Origin of the sequence: Mesotoga sp. (assembly GCF_035363035.1) — a bacterium.
GTDB lineage: Bacteria > Thermotogota > Thermotogae > Petrotogales > Kosmotogaceae > Mesotoga.
In genome coordinates this window covers 1-17,560 of the sequence record NZ_DAOSEH010000050.1, presented here as the reverse complement: position 1 = coordinate 17,560, position 17,560 = coordinate 1, and the positions used below count along the sequence as shown (strand labels likewise).

Sequence of the window (17,560 nt, the reverse complement as noted above, 5' to 3'; positions counted from 1 at the left end):
TGCCTACGAAGTCCTCGAAAGGACCGGAGTTTATCCTCACTATCTCGCCTATCTCGAATTCGACTTCGATCTTGATCGGTCCAACATGTTCTTCGTAATCTTCTATGCCTACCAGCCTGAGAAGCGCCTTCACTTCCTTGCCCTTCAGTTCCACAGGCTGACCTCCAACGGAGACGAAGTTGACGACGTTGGGCGTGTTCTTCACCAGGTTCAGCGTTTCTTCGTTCATTATCATCTCTATGAATACATAACCGGGATAAAGTCTCGTCCTGATTATTTTGAAGATCTTTATCTCTTTTCTGCCGGGAAGTTCCGACAGCTCAATCCTGCCCTCGGTCTTGGAGGTAACCTTCCTGGAATCACCGAGCACGTCTCCCCTCTTCACAGTCGTGCCGCGCTTCACCAACCTCATATCGCAGCTGTCGGGATGAATGAGATAGACATCTTCTTCGCCGTTCACTCGTTCGATGACCACGCGTTTCATCTTCTGGGTGTAAACTATTTTACCGTCGAGTTCGCAGAAGTACTCTCCGCTCTTCGCAAGAGGCATACCCTGTCTGATCCTTGCACCGGTCTTAACCCCGGTCTCGATCTTAGCACTTTCGGGTATGTAATAAGTCTTTGTGTAACGCCTGTCGGCCGTTTCGATGAAGATAACCCTGTAATTCTTGACCTCTGCTATAGCTCCATCGTTCTTGACTTTTATCTCAAGTTCTTCCGCGACCGGTTCTCCCTTGGCGACATCCTGGTTCTCCTTCACAAGCAACCTGGCGTTGGCAGGAATTATATGTTTCTCCGCCGCGGCGTTGGCTCTGTCCAGTTTAGTTTCTTCCGGAACCAGTATTTTACCGAAGAGGTGCGAAAAACCGAAAGACTCTATCTTAGTCTGAATAGCCTCTCTGATAGAGTTTTCCAGGCCCGAATAAGTTTGAATTATGAACCACTTCTTGCGCACTACAGATCACCAGCACACAGGCGTATCAAGCGCCACCGGTGAGAAAACTCAAAAGACTTCCGATAACGTTAGTGAAGAGCACATCGAGGAGCCCGAGGAATACTCCGCTGACGATAAGGATCACGAGAACGGCACCAGTCGATGAGATCATCTGCTGCCTGTTAGGCCATGTAACCTTCTTTACTTCACTTTTCACTTCGGAAAGAAATTTCCAGAACCTTGCCTTGGCCATGGGATTCCTCCTATTTCAACAGATAGTCCCGAACCTACTTTGACTCTTTATGCTCAGTATGTTTTCTGCACTTCGGGCAGAATTTGTTCGAGTCAAGCTTGTACTTCTTCTGGCGATTTTTGAACCTGTAGTAATTTCTCGTTCCACAGACTGAACACTTCAAAGTCACCAGAACCTTGTTTCCCTTCGTCTTCTTTGCCATTGCATGCACCTCAACAGTAGCAAAATTAATGGTGGTAAGGGGTGGGTTTGAACCACCGAAGGCGTTCCGCCAGCGGATTTACAGTCCGCCCCCTTTGACCGCTCGGGCACCTTACCACCGATAGTTAACCTATGGAGCCAACGAAGGGACTTGAACCCCCAACCTGCTGATTACAAATCAGCCGCTCTTCCGATTGAGCTACGTTGGCCCGACGCACGATATTTATTATAACCAATGACTGGAGCCCTGTCAACAAGGAGGAGAAAAATAAGATGACTACCCTTGCTGAACGTAGATCTTCCGGAACTTTACTTGACTTTTGGAACGAGGATCATCAACATCTCCTCGTTCCTAATTCTTATATACCCCTCTTCCAGCTCCTTGAGTGCGACAGTAATTTTGTCCCCGGCCGCTCTTACAGTTGCCGAATCGAGTTTAGGTCTGCCGAAGTCTTCGAGGTCTTCAGCCCTTTTGGCCGCTGCAACTGGAATTGCATACTTGTGTCTTATTCTCTTCAGTAGAGAATCGTAGTTAATTATCATTCAACTGACTCCTCAAAAAGAAATTTCTCGCCTTTCGCCCTGATGATTCTATCAACCCGCAGCCTTTCAGCTGTTATTACCGCTTCAAATTGGCTTACCGACTGTTTTAAGTTATTGTTAATTACTATATATTCGAAGTGTTTGACCTGTTCCAGTTCCCATTTGGCATCTTCGAGACGAACTTTAAGAGATTCCGAATTCTCCGTCCCCCTTGAGGTGAGCCTTCTGACCAATTCTTTGTAAGAAGGAGGCGCGATGAAGATGTATATTGCGTCTTCCAGGCTCTTCATAATCGAAATGGCACCCTGTATATCTACATCCAGAAGAACATCACGACCACTATCTGTACAGCTGCCGACAAACTCTTTCGAAGTTCCGTAGTAGTTGCCATGGACTTTCGCCCACTCGAGCAGTTCTTTCCCCTCGATCAAAGATTTGAAGGTCTCTTCGGAGACGAAGAAATAATCCTTTCCATCTATCTCTCCGGGTCTTATCTTTCTGGTGGTGTAAGAGACCGAAAACACCAGATTGTCGTTTCTAGCTAGAATTTCCTTCAGTATGGTTGTCTTTCCGGCCCCAGATGGACCGCTCATCACGAAGACTAGTCCCTTCATTCCTCAAAACTCTGTCCCGATTCCCGGATATCTTCGAGAAGCTTCTCGATATCACTGAAGGTCTGCATGAATCTGGAAGCTATCGTCTCTGGTTGAATCGCCGATAGTATGATGTGATTGCTGTCCGTAATAACGATCGCCCTGGTTTTTCTGCCGTATGTTGCATCGATAAGTTTCCCCTCGTCCTTTGCGACTTCCTTCAATCTCTTCAGTGGAGCAGATTCAGGGTTGACTATCGCGATCACCCTGTCTCCAATAATGACATTTCCGAAACCCACGTTAATGAGTCCGTACAAGAAGAACACCTCCCACTACTCTATGTTCTGCACTTGCTCCCTCAGCTTGTTCACCAGAGTCCTGCCCTCAACGGACAGAGCAGATATTTCGAGCTTCTTTGATTTCGAAGCCACCGTCGATAACTCTCTATGTAATTCCTGGCAGATGAAATCCAGCTGCACGCCGCAGTCGCCATCGTTGGACAGAGTTTCTCTGAAAGACGCGATATGAGAATCCAGTCTCACCAGCTCTTCGGATATATCGGCCTTTTCCGCCAGAAGAACCACTTCCTGTTCTAGTCTGTTCTCATCGAGCTCTCCGTCGAAAAGCTTTTCGACTCTCTTCTTGAGAAACTCTCTGTAGTAATCCACCATACCGTCCGACATCTTTTTCAACTGCGATGATATTTGCTGTAACTTATCGAGATAATCTTCCAGGGCCTTCAAGAGGTTTAGTCCTTCCCGTTCGCGATCGCGATTGAGTGATTCCAGAGCTTTCTCCAGAACTGGAACCACGGCATTCCATACTCTCCTAGCCAGTTCTTCGGAAGGTCTGCTCCTGAGTATCTCCTTGAACCTCGTCATTGAATCTATCGAGACCTCTCCGCCGAGCCCGAGTCTGTCGGCTATAGCCTTCAGAGAGGCGTAAATCGATGTCGCCGTTCCAAAATCCGGTTTCAAAAGACCGCTATCTTCTATGAGCGAAATCTCCACTCTGGCTTTCACAGTACCCCTTTTGATTCGTTCCTTTATATACCTTGAAACATCGAGTTCCAGTTCGGCAAAGGTCTCCCCCGAGTTAACGTCGAGGTTCAGGTACTTCGAATTAACTGTCTTGAGTTCGACAAGAACGTTAATACCGTCAACCACACTCTCGGCTCTTGAATAACCGGTCATACTTCTGATCAAAAGAATCACCTCAAAGACAGTTATGTCTAACTACAGTCAATTATAACCGTTAAGAGCTAAAATTTCAAAAGAGAGACCGATTTCTTCAGTCTTTCTACTAGAATCTCAAGTTCTTCAACCGTTGTGAACTTCGACATACTTATTCTCAAAGAACTGGAAGCTATCCCGGCACCCAGTCCCATGCTATCCAGAACGTACTGACCGCTGTCGCTTCTGGAAGAGCAGGCCGAAGATATCCCCACATAAACGCCGTCGGTGGAGAGAGCATTGGCAAGGACTTCGGATTTCACACCTGGAAAAGAGACGTTCAAAGTGTTGCTGACCGATCTCTCAGCAGTGTTGACAACCCCTCCGATCTTCTCGACCTCCAGCCTCAACCTCTCTTTAAGTCCCTTGAGTTTCGTCGTTGTCTTCTCCATCGAATTGACGGCCCTTTCCATGGCCATAGAGGAAACCACAATTCCCGGAACGTTTTGAGTTCCAGACCGCAGGGCCTTCTCCTGTCCGCCCCCGGTTACAACCGCACGTATGGATGCGCCGCGTTTCACATAGGTAATGCCCACGCCTTTCGGTCCATGGAACTTGTGAGCCGAAAAGGAGGCGAAGTCGCAGAAAGCTTCCGCCGGTGCGAAGGGATATTTCCCTATAGTCTGGACGGCATCGACGTGGTATAGAACCCCTCTGTCTCTCAGCACTTTTCCCACCTCTTCGAAAGGCTGAATGGAACCTGTGACGTTGTTCACCGCCATGAGAGAGACCAGAAATGTCTCTTCATCCACCATCCCGAGCATTTTTCGACTATCGATCACCCCGTCGCGACCAGGCTTAACCTCCACAACTTCGATCTCGTGGGTGTTTTTCAGATCCTTAAGGGTGTTCAAAACTGCTTTGTGTTCTATCGCCGATGTGACGACCTTTTTCCTCTTGCCCCTGAAGGCAACGCACGAGCGTAATATCCAGTTGATCGACTCGGTCGCGCTTGAGGTGAAAAAGATCTCTCTGGGATCTGCCAGGAGAACTTTGGCTACTCTCAAACGTGCCTCTTCCAGCATCTTGTTCGCCCTTATGCCCATAGAGTGAATAGAGTTCGGATTTCCGTACTCTTCGGTGCAGAGACTCAGCATTAGCCCGGCCAGATCTCTATCCATGGCCGTGGTTGCGTTGTTGTCGAAATAGCAGATCAAAGATCGATCATCTCCTCAAACTCGCTCTCGGTAATCACCTTTATACCGAGAGATCTGGCCTTCGCTTCTTTGGAACCGGCGTTTTCTCCCGCCAGAAGGTAATCGGTGTTCCTGGAAACCGAAGCCGCCACCTCTCCGCCAAGGGAAGAGATTAACTCGTGTATCGCGTTTCTTGAGTAATTCTTGAGTGTTCCGGTTACAACAAATTTCAGCCCCTTAAGCGGCTTCGGGACTCCTGATTCTTCCTCCTGTGTGTTCACATGAGAGCGGAGAGCGTCGATTTCACGCTTCACGGTTTCTCTGGAGAAGAACTCACTTATAGAGTTCGCGAGCTCTTCGCCTATGCCCGTAACGGATGTCAATTCATCGGTTGAGGCCGTTGCAAGAGCCTCAAGATTACCGAAGCGTTTCGCCAGATCCCTCGCCAGTTTCGTTCCGATCCCGGGAATGCCCAGGGCGGCGATCAGCCTGTGAAGGGGGTTTTTCTGGCTCTTTTCGATTGCCGACAGCAGGTTCTCGGCCATCCTGTCGCCCACACCCTCACCCAGTTTCAGCATATCTTCTTTCGTAAGCCTGTAGAGGTCGGAAAAGCCGCTCACAAGACCTGAACCCACCAGTCTTTCCGCGAGTCTCTCTCCCAGTCCCTCTATGTCCATGGCGTCGCGAGAAGAGAAAAAGGTTATGCGCCTGATCAACTTTGCCGGGCAGAGAGGGTTGAGACATTTCAACGCCACTTCTCCCTCCTTCTCCCGTCCGACATCGCCACCACACACCGGACAGTTCGACGGCATTTCGATCTCGATTTCCCTGCCGTCCCTCTTTTCCTGTACGCTCTTTACGATCTGTGGAATTATCTCGCCGGCCTTCTCGACCATAACCGTATCGTTGATCCTTATGTCGCGCTCCCTTATGAAATCGAAATTGTGCATGCTCGCTCTCTTGACAGTCGTTCCGGCCAGTTGAACCGGTACAAGCTCGGCGACCGGCGTTATATTTCCCAGCCTACCTACCTGAAAAGTTACTCCGGTGAGCACGGTGCTCACCTGTTCGGCCGGAAATTTGAAGGCCATCGACCATCTGGGAGCCTTCGCCGTGTATCCCAGCTCCTGCTGTTGTAGATAGTCATCGACTTTGACAACCACACCGTCGATCGCATAGTTGAGACCACCCTTTCGGGCGGTCCACTTCTCCCAGTAAGCAACTATCTCCTCTGTACAGCTGGCAATCTCATGGTTGGGCTCAACCCTGAATCCCAACTCACGCATGAATTCGTAGAGCTCTTCCTGACTCCTAACGCCGTAATTCATCGGTTCTACCACCTGGTAAAAAAAGGCGCTTAACCTACGTTTCAAGACCTGCCCCGGATCTAGCTGTCTCAAAGTGCCGGCAGCGGCGTTTCTGGGATTGGCAAAGACGGGAAGCCCTTCTGAAATTCTCTCCCTGTTGAGCTCGTCGAAAACATCCTTCGGGAGGTAAACTTCACCTCGCACTTCGATGTCCAGACTTTTTCTGAGTCTCAACGGTATAGATTTAATGGCCCTTATGTTCGTGGTTACGTCCTCACCGACAAAACCGTCTCCCCTGGTTGCTCCAAGTAAGAGAACACCCTTTTCGTACTTCAGTGAAATCGACAGCCCATCGATTTTCAGCTCGCAGGCATAACGAACCGATTCACTACCGAGAGCCTCTCTGACTCTCTCGTCGAACTTCGCCACTTCTTCTCTGGAATAGGTGTTGTCAAGTGAGTACAATCTGTGCGTATGTACAACCTGACGGAAGGATTCGACGGGCTTCAAACCGACCCTGGCGCTTGGAGAATCTGGGGTGGCCAATTCCGGATAGCGTTTTTCTATATCGATAAGTTCTCTCATTAGTTCGTCGTATTCGCCGTCGGATATGACGGGATCGTCCAGAACAAAGTATCTGTAAGAATGATGATTGATCTCTTCTCTCAGCTTTCTCAATCTTTCTATTATCTTCTCGTCGGCTTGCAAGATCTTCCCTCCTAAAAAAGGATGACCACGGCGATCGCGTATTCTTTTTCGTGAGATATACTCACAGTGACGGCCGAACCGGCGATCTCAAGAAGAGCCCCGGACGGACCGGGAGAACCGTCTTCGTTTGAGAGGAATTCGATGGCAGAGAAGGGTATATCCTTTCTGCCCGATGCCTTCACGAAGGCCTCTTTGGCCGCAAAACGCCCCGCCGCGAACTCCTGTTTTCTCGATGGATGACCGAGGGAATCGTAGATCCGCTTCTCTTCTTCTCCAAGGATTCTGAGGGCTATCCTCTCCGTCATTCTGGATATTTTTACTATATCTATCCCCGCTTTCATAGGCCGTCCTTCAGACCTCCACCACGGTGACGCCGCTTCCGCCCTCTCTGGCCGTTCCGATTCTGAAGTTTTTCACGCCCTTGGTCCTGCGCAGGTAGTTCCATACGCTCTCGGCCAGTTTTCCCGTTCCCTTTCCATGTATAATGTATCCCTGCTTCAAACCGTTTCTCTTCAGAGAATGAATGAAATCCGACACCAGGATCGGGACATCTTCCGTGTAGTTTCCGCGGATGTCTATCTCCGAACTGGTGATGGGAGTCTGAACTTCGAAGGAGATCTCATCGACGGTTCTATCCACTTTCCCGATCACCCTTATCCTGGAGACCGGCACTTTGATGGTTACCTTGCCCGAATCTACGATAACCCTGTCGCCGTCGAGCGCCGAGACCTTCCCTTCTGTGCCACCGTCTAACAGTCTGACGGTGTCCCCGACCTCGGGGATTTCTTCGTTCTTGTTGACTGCGAAGTACCTGTGCTTTTCAACCTGAATCTTAAGATCGTGCAGTTTCTTGACCGCCGAAACCTTGTCCCTCTCTCTTTCTGATCTGGAAAGGTTGATCGAGTTTTCTATCTCTTTGAGTATTCGGCCCAGTCTTTCTTCCAGAGATGCCATCTCTTCGCTGACTTCTCTGTATCTCTTCTCTTTGATGAGAGAAAGCTTATCCTCGTACTCTCTTGTTCTGCTTTCCAGTTCTCTCTTTGTGCTCTCCAGGGTTCTCCTCTCGTTCTCGAGAGTCGATCTCTCTTTGTGGAGTTTGCCTATCACGACTTCGAGGTCGCGAGCATCGCTGTCCATGTATCTCTGTGCCTTGTCTATGATCTCCAGGGGAAGACCGAGTCTCTTCGAGACTTCTATTGCGTTAGAGGAGCCGGGAATTCCCATTAAAAGTCTATAGGTGGGTCTGAGAGTGTTTACATCGAACTCCACGCTGGCGTTTTCCACGTCTTCCCTTTCCATAGCGTACAGCTTTATGGGAGTCAGGTGCGTCGTTAGTATCAACCGGCAGTCGGTGGATAAGAGTTTCTCTATTATAGCTATCGAAAGTGCCGCCCCTTCAACAGGATCGGTACCGGCCCCCAGTTCATCCAGCAGGACCAGAGAGTCGGTGTCCGTGTTCTTTATTATGCCTATGATCCTCGAAATGTGCGAAGAGAAGGTACTGAGGCTCTGCTCTATGGATTGTTCGTCTCCTATATCGGCGTATATGTTTTTGAAGTAGGGTATAGAGGAAGTCTGATCGGCCAGAACCGGCAATCCGCAAAGCATAAGCACTACGGAAAGTCCGATCGTCTTCATCGCGACCGTCTTTCCTCCGGTGTTCGGGCCGGTTATGAAGACGCCGTTTATCCCGTCTCTCATGTGAAAGGTTATGGGAACGACTTTATCGTCTTCTATGAGCGGATGGCGCGCCTCCCTGAGAACGAAGGTTCTGTCGTTCGACGGTTCTATGAAGACGCCTTTCCTCTTTCTGGCGTATCTACATATTCCGTAGAGACTGTCCAGCACTCCCAGCGCTTCGAGAGAGGGCCCGAGCCTTTCGAAAGTGCCCTGGAAGAGAAAAGTTAGCTCCCTGAGTATTCTTCTAATCTCCTCCTCTTCCCGCGATTGAAGGATCTTTAGGGTGTCGTTCAGCGAGATCAGCTCCTGTGGTTCGAAATACACGGTCGCTCCGCTACTCGAAGAGCCGTGTATTATACCCTGGTACTCGTTCTTTTTACCCGAGGAGAGGGGGAGCACATACCTTCCATCCCTGCTCAGGACGAGAGTGTCGGTCAGGCCGTCTTTGTAGCGTGACATGATAGAGTCCAACCTGTTCCTAAGGTTTCTGGTAAGCCCTCGAAGCTCGTTTCTTATCTCTCTAAGTACCGGGGAAGCCTGGTCCTTCACGAGTCCCTCTTCGGAAATTTTCTTTCTAACCTCTGCAATAAAACCTCTCTCGCACGATAACAGCGAAGCCACCGCCACCACGTTTGGGCTGGAATCGGCCAGGGGTTCGAAGAACTCCTTTAGTCTGCAGGTGTTTTCCATGGTAGTTGCGCACCTGTTCAGCTCCTCGCCTATGAGCGAATAGCCGAGGTTGACTTTGTCGATGTAAACATATAGATCGTGGAAAACCGAAAAGGGCGGTTCGCCCTGAATTCGCATGATATTCTCGAACTCGCTGGAGCGTTTGTAAAGAAGAAGGGGATCCTCTACAAATGGTTCTAGCGACATCACCCTTTCCCTGCCGTACCTGGAAACCGTTTTAGATGCGACCTCCGAAAGTACGGCTTCGAACTCCAGAAGGCGAAGAGCCACATTACTGCGTGATGAATCCATCTGGCAAGACCACCTTTCTGATTATTCGCGGCATCAACTTCTGTCGGTTGCGCCTGTCGTATATCGATATGATGCCGTAAACCACGGCGACGGAAGCGAAGGCCAGCCCGACGGCCAGTCCCTCGGATTTCAGGAATGTGTTAATAACTATCAGGACGGTGAGAAAAACGACCAGCGGAATGCCGTACACTATCATGGCCACCCTGGTGGCGGAGAGCTTGCCGGTTTCTATCTCAACTGTATCGCCCGGTTCAACCTCGACATCGTTTCTCAATGCCCTTATAGTGACTATTTTATCGCTCTGTGAAACACTGCAGCTGTTTTTGGAGCCGCAGCTCGAGCAGGCCTGAGTGCGAGCCTTTTCGAGGAGCACGGTATCCCTTTTCAGCTCCTTCACAATCGCCAACTCTCTCATGCTTGATCCTCCGTTAGAACCGGTAAGTTATCTCACCACCGGTGTGGAATACTGGAAGCGTCTTCTCCCCGAAGAATTGTTCGATCTCCAGTCCCACGCTCACACCGAACGACAGGAAACCGACACGTACATAGAAAACGGGAGCTATGGAGTAGAAAAAACCGAACTTGCCGAAGTTTAAGACCAGAAAACCGACCCTTGACACGACTCTCAAACCGGCCGACGATTCGCCGGTGAAATCATAGGCCTGACCGACAAAGACCTTCAGAACCGTATTGAAAAAATCGTTCTGGAAGTAATCCCTGGAAGAGACCGGTGAAACGAAAGAAACGCCCCCTCCGAGTTCCAGAGAATTCTTGCCACCGAAATCGAATAGGTAGGCCACACTTACACCATCGTACACGAACGATGGAGTTTCTTTGCCTACATTGGTGAAATGTCCGCCATCTATTATTATCGATGGAGCGCCCGTACAGAGAATCGATATCGTCAGAAGCACAGCCATCAGATACTTCTTTACCATCGATCACACCTCCAGCCACAAAATTATAGCATGGTGGTTACTCAGTCGCGAGAAGAGGAATTATCTGAGGATACTCGCCAGATAACCGACCGTACGGTATCTATCGCCTATAATTTCGCCGCTGGAAGTGTTTTTGAGAACTTTCATTTCCGTGAACATACTTCTTACCGCAACCATTGGTCCCAATCCACAGGCACTTATACGTTCTTTTCCAGCCAGGCTGTATGCTTCTTCGTATTTCCCGTCTACCAGAAGCTGGACCAGTCTGGAATCCTTCTTCATCGTTGTTTCGTGAGACTCGTAGTGGTTAAGGTCAGAGGAGGCTATTATCAACAAATCCTCTCTATCGCCTATAGAATTCTTTACTATATCACCCAGAATCAGTGCTAGCTCAAGCCTCTGATCAGTCATCACGATCGGAACTATGCTTATTTGAGAATAGACGTACTGGAGGAAGGGAAGCTGCACTTCTATTGAATGCTCGTAGAGATGCGCCGACGTATCTGCCTGAATCAGGCCCTTAGAGTTGTCTATCAGCTTTCTGCAGAGATCTTCATCGATACCCACTTCTCCAAAAGGAGTCGACCAGGCCCCATCCGTCCAGATAGACAGTCTGGTACCTAGTCCAGTATGATTTGGACCCACTATCAAGACAACAGCCGGTTGAACCAACAGAGAGGCTTCGTAGTATCCCCAGGCTGCTACGGGGCCGCTGGCCATATAGCCGGCATGGGGTACTATGAGACCGGACAATCCTCTCTTCTGCCCTCCGCCGATCGGCAACATCCCCGGACCGGCCGGGTGCAAAAAGCAATTTTTTATCTGAATCTTTAGATCCTCGCTGTCGCCGGCGTAAAACTTTCCGCTGACAACGGGTTTTCTCGTCAAGGCTGTACCACCTCCGCCGTGATGAAGATAACAAGCTCTCTCTTATCGGTGGTCTTGGTCTCAGTGGTGAAAAGCTTACCGATGAATGGCAGATCGCTCAAGAAAGGCATCTTGTTGACATTCACGGAGTCTTTGTTTGCTACCAGTCCACCGATTGTCAGTGTATTGCCATCACCAATCACAAGTTTGCTCTTGGCCTCTCTGGTCTTTTCACCGTAGAGCGTTCTGGTGCCATCGACATATTTCTCGGGCTCGCTGACCTTTATAAAGAGGTCGAGAAGAATCTTCCCATCATCGTTGACCGTGGGAGTTATGCGTAACTCGACACCGGTGTTGAGATTCTCTATGGTCTCGATTTCCACCGGCCGACCATCGACGTACTCTATCTTTTTCACCAGATATGGTATGGTGTCTCCTATATGAATGGTCGCCTCTTCACCGCTCATCGAAACTATCGAGGGGCTTGATATAAGGTCGGAATCAGCGTCTCTATCCCTGAGATCGGCACTGATGTTGGCATTTGCAGTGTTCACTATGCTGTCCAGTATCTTCGAGATATCAAGGTTTTCGAAGATCTTGAAATTCAGATCGATAGAACCGTTCTGGATTATTACATCGGGATTCTTAATCCCTATGGACGTGTTGAAATCTCTCTGCATCTCATCCACCAGCGACTTATCCACAAGTTTGGTCTCTATTCTGACCTGTTTCTTCGGTTTGGCCAGAGAACTGGCGATTTCGTCGAATATGCTGTCCACTTTGGACTTTGCGAGCCCTCTAACTACTATGTAACCGTTGACCGGGTCGGAAAGAACCTCTCCGCCGTAGAATTCGATCAGTTTCGTAACTTCTTCGACGTTATGATAAACGCGATATACGAGCTCTATGTCAGTCGCTTCCTGGCCGGACTTCTGTTCCTTCTTGGTCACGGCGTATATGTTGTCTATCCTGCTTATCGAGACGGGTTTCGTAGCGTTGATAACCTTGACCAGGCTTTCCCAATCGATCTCTTTGACGGACATGGTTATGTTTTCATCTATCACATCTATGAACAGCAAGGGAATATCGAGCTTTCCCGCTACGACTCTAAGCAACCTTTCGAGGTCCTGGTTAACCACATCGATGCCAACCTTTGACCCACTGACTGTAACACCCTTCTCGACTGGATCCACGGCCTTCCTGGACTCTTGAACATTCTTTATCATCGCTTCGGCTTTGTCTAGAACCATTGAACTCTTGGATTTAAGAAGTATCATCTGCAGGTTCTCGAAGGTCTGTACCGTCAGACCATCTATAGCTTCTCTGAGCAGAGATGCGAGCTCCTGGGGATCTACCGTCAGGTCGGTAACGTATCTGGATATCTCTCTGTCGGCCGCTGCTTCTTCAATCGTTTTCGTTAGCTTCATCAGAGAATTCGGATCTCCTATGAGCAACCATTGTTTGTCCAGTTCCACGAACTCCGCCTTCAGGTTCAGTTTACTTATCATTTCCGAGAGTTGAATCTGCGTCACCAGACCTTTGTCGATCCTCACGGATTCTCTGGCCGCTTTATTGGCGATGAACAGAAGTGCTTCTTCGGCCATAGCCAGGTCGTTCTGAGTACCTATTCCAACTATCCTGCCTGCATATTCGATCACCGAACTCAACTTTATCCCGGCGGCTTCAAGGTAGTTCTGAATATCCGCGATACTCCATCCGCCAACCACCGGAAGCTCATAGAAAGCGAGTTTCCCGATTCCATCCTCTTCCATAGAGCTGCGCAATTTTTCGAGAAGATTTGTAGAGGCTTCGATCGCGTCGGGCTTTCCTACAAATATCAATCTTCCGCTGAACCTTCCAACCGAAACCTTTATACCTATCTCTGCGAGGATGTTCCGGAAGGCATCCAGATCAAGTTCCTTTTCAAGGGTGGGACTAAGAACAACCATACTGTAATCCAGTAGCTTTTCGCCGGTTCCGGCCGCCTGGAAAATCACGGTTATCAGGTTTTGCACGTCTTCGGCGGCGCCGATCAGCATATAGCGAGATGGACTTACCTGGATTAGAGAAACGCCCAGCAGGAGATCCTCAGCCATTTTCTGTAGAATCCCGGGATCGAAGTTTTCAGGAAGGTCGATGTAGTCGAAGTGTACACGCTGGTTGTCGGCTATGTAATTCACAGCGACCTGTGCCAGATCAATCGACTCTGAATCGCCTACCAAAAGATATCCACCGCTCACATCGTATATTCCTGCGAGTTCTATTCCCTTGGCTGTGAGATACATGTCGAGGGTGACTGAATCTATTCCTGTGATGGCTTTGACAAACCTGAACTGGTTTATCACGCCGGTTTCCTCAACAACCAGGCCTTTAAGGATCTCCTCGAAACTTCTCATGTCCTTTTCCGTTCCTATCATGAAAACTCTGTCGCCGACGATCTGGAACTTCAATTTCAATTCCATCAAACCCGCGATCGTTTCGAGCTGGTCGATCTCTGTCCCGACCGGTATCGCGAAAGTGACGTACGATATCGATCCATCGGTCGATGTGCCGCTCGCGTCGACGCCTATCCGGAGTGAGGATATCAGCTGCTGCCCCTTGTTAAGGGAGTCTTTTGTACCTACCATGATGGCGTAGTCACCGGCCTCTATCAGTCGAATCGATATCTGTATGGACTCGAAGGCCGTCTGGAGCTGCCCGATAGTTAGATTTTTGGGCAGTATCGTGATCGTATAGGAAAGCGGCTCTTCGGTACCGCCGACGTCTTTGGCCAGCGATTCGAAGACATCCAGCGCGGCTTTTACACTGCCTTCGCTGCCGGTGAAAACCATCCAGTCTTCACTTTCCAGGATTTCAACAGATATCCCGATGAGCCTGAACAGCTGACCCAGCAACTGTGTCGTTACGCCTTCCCTTATTTTCACGATCTCGTAGGTGTCTCTCTCGCCGGTATCACCGGTGGAGACCATTATCAGCTTTTCAAGAAGCGACTCGGCCTCGTCAAGAGATTCGGCATTTCCGGCGAGTAAAAGCACATTCCCGACCTGCAGGAGTTCTAGTTCGATGCCGGTCTTTCCCAGAGCCGTTTCTACATCAAAGACCGTGAATCCAGACGGCAGAGAAAGCAACCTGTACGTTTTCTCAACAGGTTCAGCCGACTGTTCGGGTCTGAAGATCTCGACGAGTCTTCTGGTCTCTTCTATGTCTGCACTGCTTCCGGTCACGAGGAGTTTATCACCGTTCCTGATGATAGTGCTGGGGATCTTCAGAGAGTTTATAGCTTCGTTCACAACGTCGATATTCATGTCGGCCGGTACGTCGATGACCTCATAAGCGAGCTTCATAACCTCGGGCCTGCTACCGGTGCCGTGTAAATCGCTTATCACACTTACGACCTTCGGCAGGGATTGTGCATCTCCCACCAGAACGAGTACGTTGCCGGCCAGCGTCAGATCGGCCTCCAGGCCTATCTTTTCGAGAATGCCCGAGAGAGAGGCGAGATCGAAACCGGGTGGCATCGAAATCGTCGTATACTCTCTGGTAACATCCTGAACCGGAACTTCCTCGGGTCTGAACTCGGAAAGCAACTTCTCGGCCAGAGCGTTCTCTTCACCGGTTCCTACGAAGACTATCGAATCGGAAACCTGGACAATCCTGGAGGATATCTTTAGTGAATCCAGCAAAGATTCGAACTCGGTCAGCCCTACACCGGCCGGAAGGGAGGATATCCTGTATGAGACGGTCTCTTTGCTTCCGGCTCCCAGAGCGCCCGAAATAGTCGTCACCAGGCTCTTGAAGGAATCCACACTGCTCCTAGTTCCTATAACTACCATGTTCCCGGCAACCGGGAGTATTTCCACGTTCAATTCGAGCCTCTCGGCCAGAAGAACGGTCTCTTCAATCGTCAAAGCCTCGGGAAGTGCAACGACCGAGTAGATCTTCTCGCTATCTTCTAAGACTTCCTCCGGTCTCAAATACTCAACGATATCGCCCGCTTTTCTGAGATCGCTGTCAGAACCGATCAACATCAAGCGACTGTCGATCTGAACGGTGGAGACACTCAGACCCATATCGGTCATTATCTTCTGGAACTTTTCGAGGGTTAGTTCCGTTGGCAGATCGATCAGAGTGTAGGAGAGGACCTTTCCCAGACCGCTCCTGATCACTTCGTCGAGCATCGCGATGGCCATTTTCACGTCTTCTTCAGGCCCCGAGACGGACATGCTCTGTCCGAGTCTGGTGTAGGAGAGGTTGAACCCAGAAGACAAAAGTATATCGCGCAACTCTTCAAAGCTCATACCCGAAGGAATGGCGTAAAGCTCCGTTACTTTCTTGATCTTTATCTCCAGACCGTCGAGAAGAACCTTCACTCTATCAAGATCCTCCCGAACACCTATTAACAGATAACCCTGTCTGTTCTCCTGGAAGACCAGCACATCCACATTCATGGCCTGCAAGAAGCTGCTTAGAATATCTCCTGTCCAGCCCTCGAGAAGAGGATAAAATGAGACCGTTGGTTCAGTTGCAGTAGATGCGGAACCGATCTTTTTCAACAGGTTCTTGAGGGAGTTCAGGTCAGACGGTTTACCGACGGCGACTATACTGTCTCCTTCGCCGTAAACTTTTATGGTTATCCCCATGCTCGACAGGATTTCTCTCAAATAATCCAGGTCAACCCCGACGTTCGTGAGCATCTCTATCTGTGGAGTCTCTTCGACCGGTTGCTTCACAACAACCTCGTTCAATATGCTCCTCAGACTCGATATATCCTGTTCTTTTCCATAGACGACGAAATTGCTTCTCATTTCGAACACCGAGACGTCCAGTTTCAGGGTATCCTTGATACCGTTGAGCTCTTCGAGGGTGACCTCTCTGGGAACTATCACTGTTATCCTGTGCTCATCGACGATATCGTTTCTGATAGTCAAGAATCTTTCCAGTTCACTCTGAGCACCTATCATCACCAGCTTTCCGGCTACTGAAAGAGGATAGACGTTCAGGTTGAACGCGGAGATCACCGACTGAGCCGCGGCAAGATCAAAACCGTCTCTGATTTCGAGCGTGAGGTAGCTCTGCTCCCCTGGAACTATTTGAGCCTCTCTTCTCGACAGAATGGAGGTTGCCGTTTCCCTGGCCCTGTCTATCGCTCCCTGTACGCCGACTACGATCGTTCCGGTAGGAGTCCCAAGGATGTCCACCGTAATAGCGAGTCTTTCGAAGATCGCTTTGAAATTCTCGATCTCCTCGGTTGGAATATCTATGAACGTGAAGAGAATTTCCTCTCCCGTCTGTGTGATCTCAACATCTTCCTTCAGTTCATCTAAAACCTTCAACGCCTGCAAAACGTCTCTTTCGGGACCTATCAGCATGGTCTTTCCATCGGTTATGACAACGGTGATCGAGAGTCCCATTCTTTCGAAGAGAAGCTCCAAATTTTGAACTGTGGGAAGTGAATCTATAATTCTGTAATGGGGTTTCTCCAATCCGGTCAGTCTGGAAAGTTCCTTCTGTATCCTGTCCAGAACGCCAGATGGACCGACTATCAGATAACCAGATTGGATGGAAGTTATACTTATCTTCACCCAATCCTTTTCCCCGAGATAGCTTCTGAGGTAAGTGGTCAGCTTTCCTTCTTCCCAGCCCGCCAGGTTGTTGAACAACCTAGATTCAACCGTCTCGTCTATTTCCGATTTGGAAAGTATAGATTGAACTACTTCCAGAGCCTTGTCAGTCTCCAGCTCTTCACCGACCAGTATCACTCCCGAAGGCGAGGAAAGCAGCTTCACCGGGAGCTTCAGGTTGTCGAGAATACTAGAGAATTCATCCATCTTGTCGGCCGGTATCTCCGTAAATACGTACTTCAGTTTCTCATCGACGACTATCGCATCGGTTCTGTCGCTTATGGAACTTATTATATTTACGGCCGAATCGAGAGCCTCTCTGTAACCTACAATAATCATGTTGTTCCCGTAACCGATAACGGTGACATCTATTTTCATCTCTTCGAGTACCTGCCTGACGGTTTCCAGAATTTGAGAGCCAGCCTCCAGAATTGTGTATTCGTACTCACGCGAAGCGAGCGGTGATTCAACATCTCTTCTAAGCATCTGGATTAGATCCACCGTTCTGGTAACGCTCTCTCTCTTCCCGACCACGAGGTATCTGTCTTCTATCGGGAGGATGGTGA

The 17,560-nt window shown here is 49.4% G+C and carries 15 protein-coding genes and 2 tRNA genes; all 17 read right to left on the bottom strand.

All coding sequences use genetic code 11. From position 1 onward, the window contains the following. Nucleotides 1-955, bottom strand: a 955-nt coding sequence (locus PKX57_RS08180) for a transcription termination/antitermination NusG family protein (RefSeq protein WP_472416738.1), incomplete at its 3' end; no start/stop codon positions are given. Between the two features lie 25 nt (nucleotides 956-980). Then, nucleotides 981-1,187, bottom strand: a complete 207-nt coding sequence (gene secE / locus PKX57_RS08175; protein ID WP_213922913.1) for a preprotein translocase subunit SecE — start codon at nucleotides 1,185-1,187, stop codon at nucleotides 981-983. Between the two features lie 34 nt (nucleotides 1,188-1,221). Next, nucleotides 1,222-1,389, bottom strand: a complete 168-nt coding sequence (rpmG, locus tag PKX57_RS08170; protein ID WP_169698190.1) for a 50S ribosomal protein L33 — start codon at nucleotides 1,387-1,389, stop codon at nucleotides 1,222-1,224. 29 nt (nucleotides 1,390-1,418) lie between these two features. Then, nucleotides 1,419-1,505, bottom strand: a tRNA-Tyr gene (locus PKX57_RS08165). Between the two features lie 16 nt (nucleotides 1,506-1,521). Further along, nucleotides 1,522-1,597 (bottom strand) — tRNA-Thr (locus PKX57_RS08160). Nucleotides 1,598-1,697: 100 nt separating this feature from the next. After that, complete coding sequence (locus PKX57_RS08155; RefSeq protein WP_169698191.1) at nucleotides 1,698-1,931, bottom strand: DNA-directed RNA polymerase subunit omega; 234 nt, start codon at nucleotides 1,929-1,931, stop codon at nucleotides 1,698-1,700. Continuing rightward, nucleotides 1,928-2,545 (bottom strand): guanylate kinase, encoded by a 618-nt coding sequence (gmk, locus tag PKX57_RS08150; protein ID WP_169698192.1) that lies wholly within the window; start codon nucleotides 2,543-2,545, stop codon nucleotides 1,928-1,930. Before gmk ends, PKX57_RS08155 begins: the two co-directional genes overlap by 4 nt. Then, the gene (locus tag PKX57_RS08145; protein ID WP_169698193.1) at nucleotides 2,542-2,841 is read right to left on the bottom strand and encodes a DUF370 domain-containing protein; all 300 of its coding nucleotides are present in this window, start codon (nucleotides 2,839-2,841) and stop codon (nucleotides 2,542-2,544) included. Before PKX57_RS08145 ends, gmk begins: the two co-directional genes overlap by 4 nt. A 15-nt stretch (nucleotides 2,842-2,856) precedes the next feature. Then, nucleotides 2,857-3,738 carry a YicC/YloC family endoribonuclease gene (locus PKX57_RS08140; RefSeq protein WP_472416736.1) on the bottom strand — a complete coding sequence of 294 codons (882 nt, stop codon included), beginning with the start codon at nucleotides 3,736-3,738 and terminating at the stop codon, nucleotides 2,857-2,859. Between the two features lie 47 nt (nucleotides 3,739-3,785). Beyond that, nucleotides 3,786-4,913 (bottom strand): cysteine desulfurase family protein, encoded by a 1,128-nt coding sequence (locus tag PKX57_RS08135; RefSeq protein ID WP_472416734.1) that lies wholly within the window; start codon nucleotides 4,911-4,913, stop codon nucleotides 3,786-3,788. Continuing rightward, a complete protein-coding gene (gene ligA, locus PKX57_RS08130; protein WP_472416732.1) occupies nucleotides 4,910-6,907 on the bottom strand; it encodes an NAD-dependent DNA ligase LigA in 1,998 nt (665 codons plus the stop codon). Before ligA ends, PKX57_RS08135 begins: the two co-directional genes overlap by 4 nt. Nucleotides 6,908-6,918: 11 nt before the next feature. After that, nucleotides 6,919-7,248 carry a holo-ACP synthase gene (gene acpS / locus PKX57_RS08125; RefSeq protein WP_213919652.1) on the bottom strand — a complete coding sequence of 110 codons (330 nt, stop codon included), beginning with the start codon at nucleotides 7,246-7,248 and terminating at the stop codon, nucleotides 6,919-6,921. Nucleotides 7,249-7,258: 10 nt separating this feature from the next. Further along, entirely contained in the window at nucleotides 7,259-9,568 is a 2,310-nt protein-coding gene (locus PKX57_RS08120; protein ID WP_472416730.1) for an endonuclease MutS2, read from the bottom strand. Beyond that, nucleotides 9,549-9,983 (bottom strand): SoxR reducing system RseC family protein, encoded by a 435-nt coding sequence (locus PKX57_RS08115; protein ID WP_213919654.1) that lies wholly within the window; start codon nucleotides 9,981-9,983, stop codon nucleotides 9,549-9,551. The genes PKX57_RS08120 and PKX57_RS08115 overlap by 20 nt, the downstream gene beginning before the upstream one ends. A gap of 13 nt (nucleotides 9,984-9,996) precedes the next feature. Then, nucleotides 9,997-10,506: a hypothetical protein gene (locus PKX57_RS08110; protein WP_472416728.1), complete on the bottom strand. Its 510-nt coding sequence runs from the start codon at nucleotides 10,504-10,506 to the stop codon at nucleotides 9,997-9,999. A 60-nt stretch (nucleotides 10,507-10,566) separates the two neighbouring features. Next, nucleotides 10,567-11,394 (bottom strand): AmmeMemoRadiSam system protein B, encoded by an 828-nt coding sequence (amrB, locus tag PKX57_RS08105; protein WP_472416726.1) that lies wholly within the window; start codon nucleotides 11,392-11,394, stop codon nucleotides 10,567-10,569. Beyond that, complete coding sequence (locus PKX57_RS08100; RefSeq protein WP_472416725.1) at nucleotides 11,391-17,480, bottom strand: type II secretion system protein GspD; 6,090 nt, start codon at nucleotides 17,478-17,480, stop codon at nucleotides 11,391-11,393. Before PKX57_RS08100 ends, amrB begins: the two co-directional genes overlap by 4 nt. Nucleotides 17,481-17,560 lie beyond the last annotated feature (80 nt).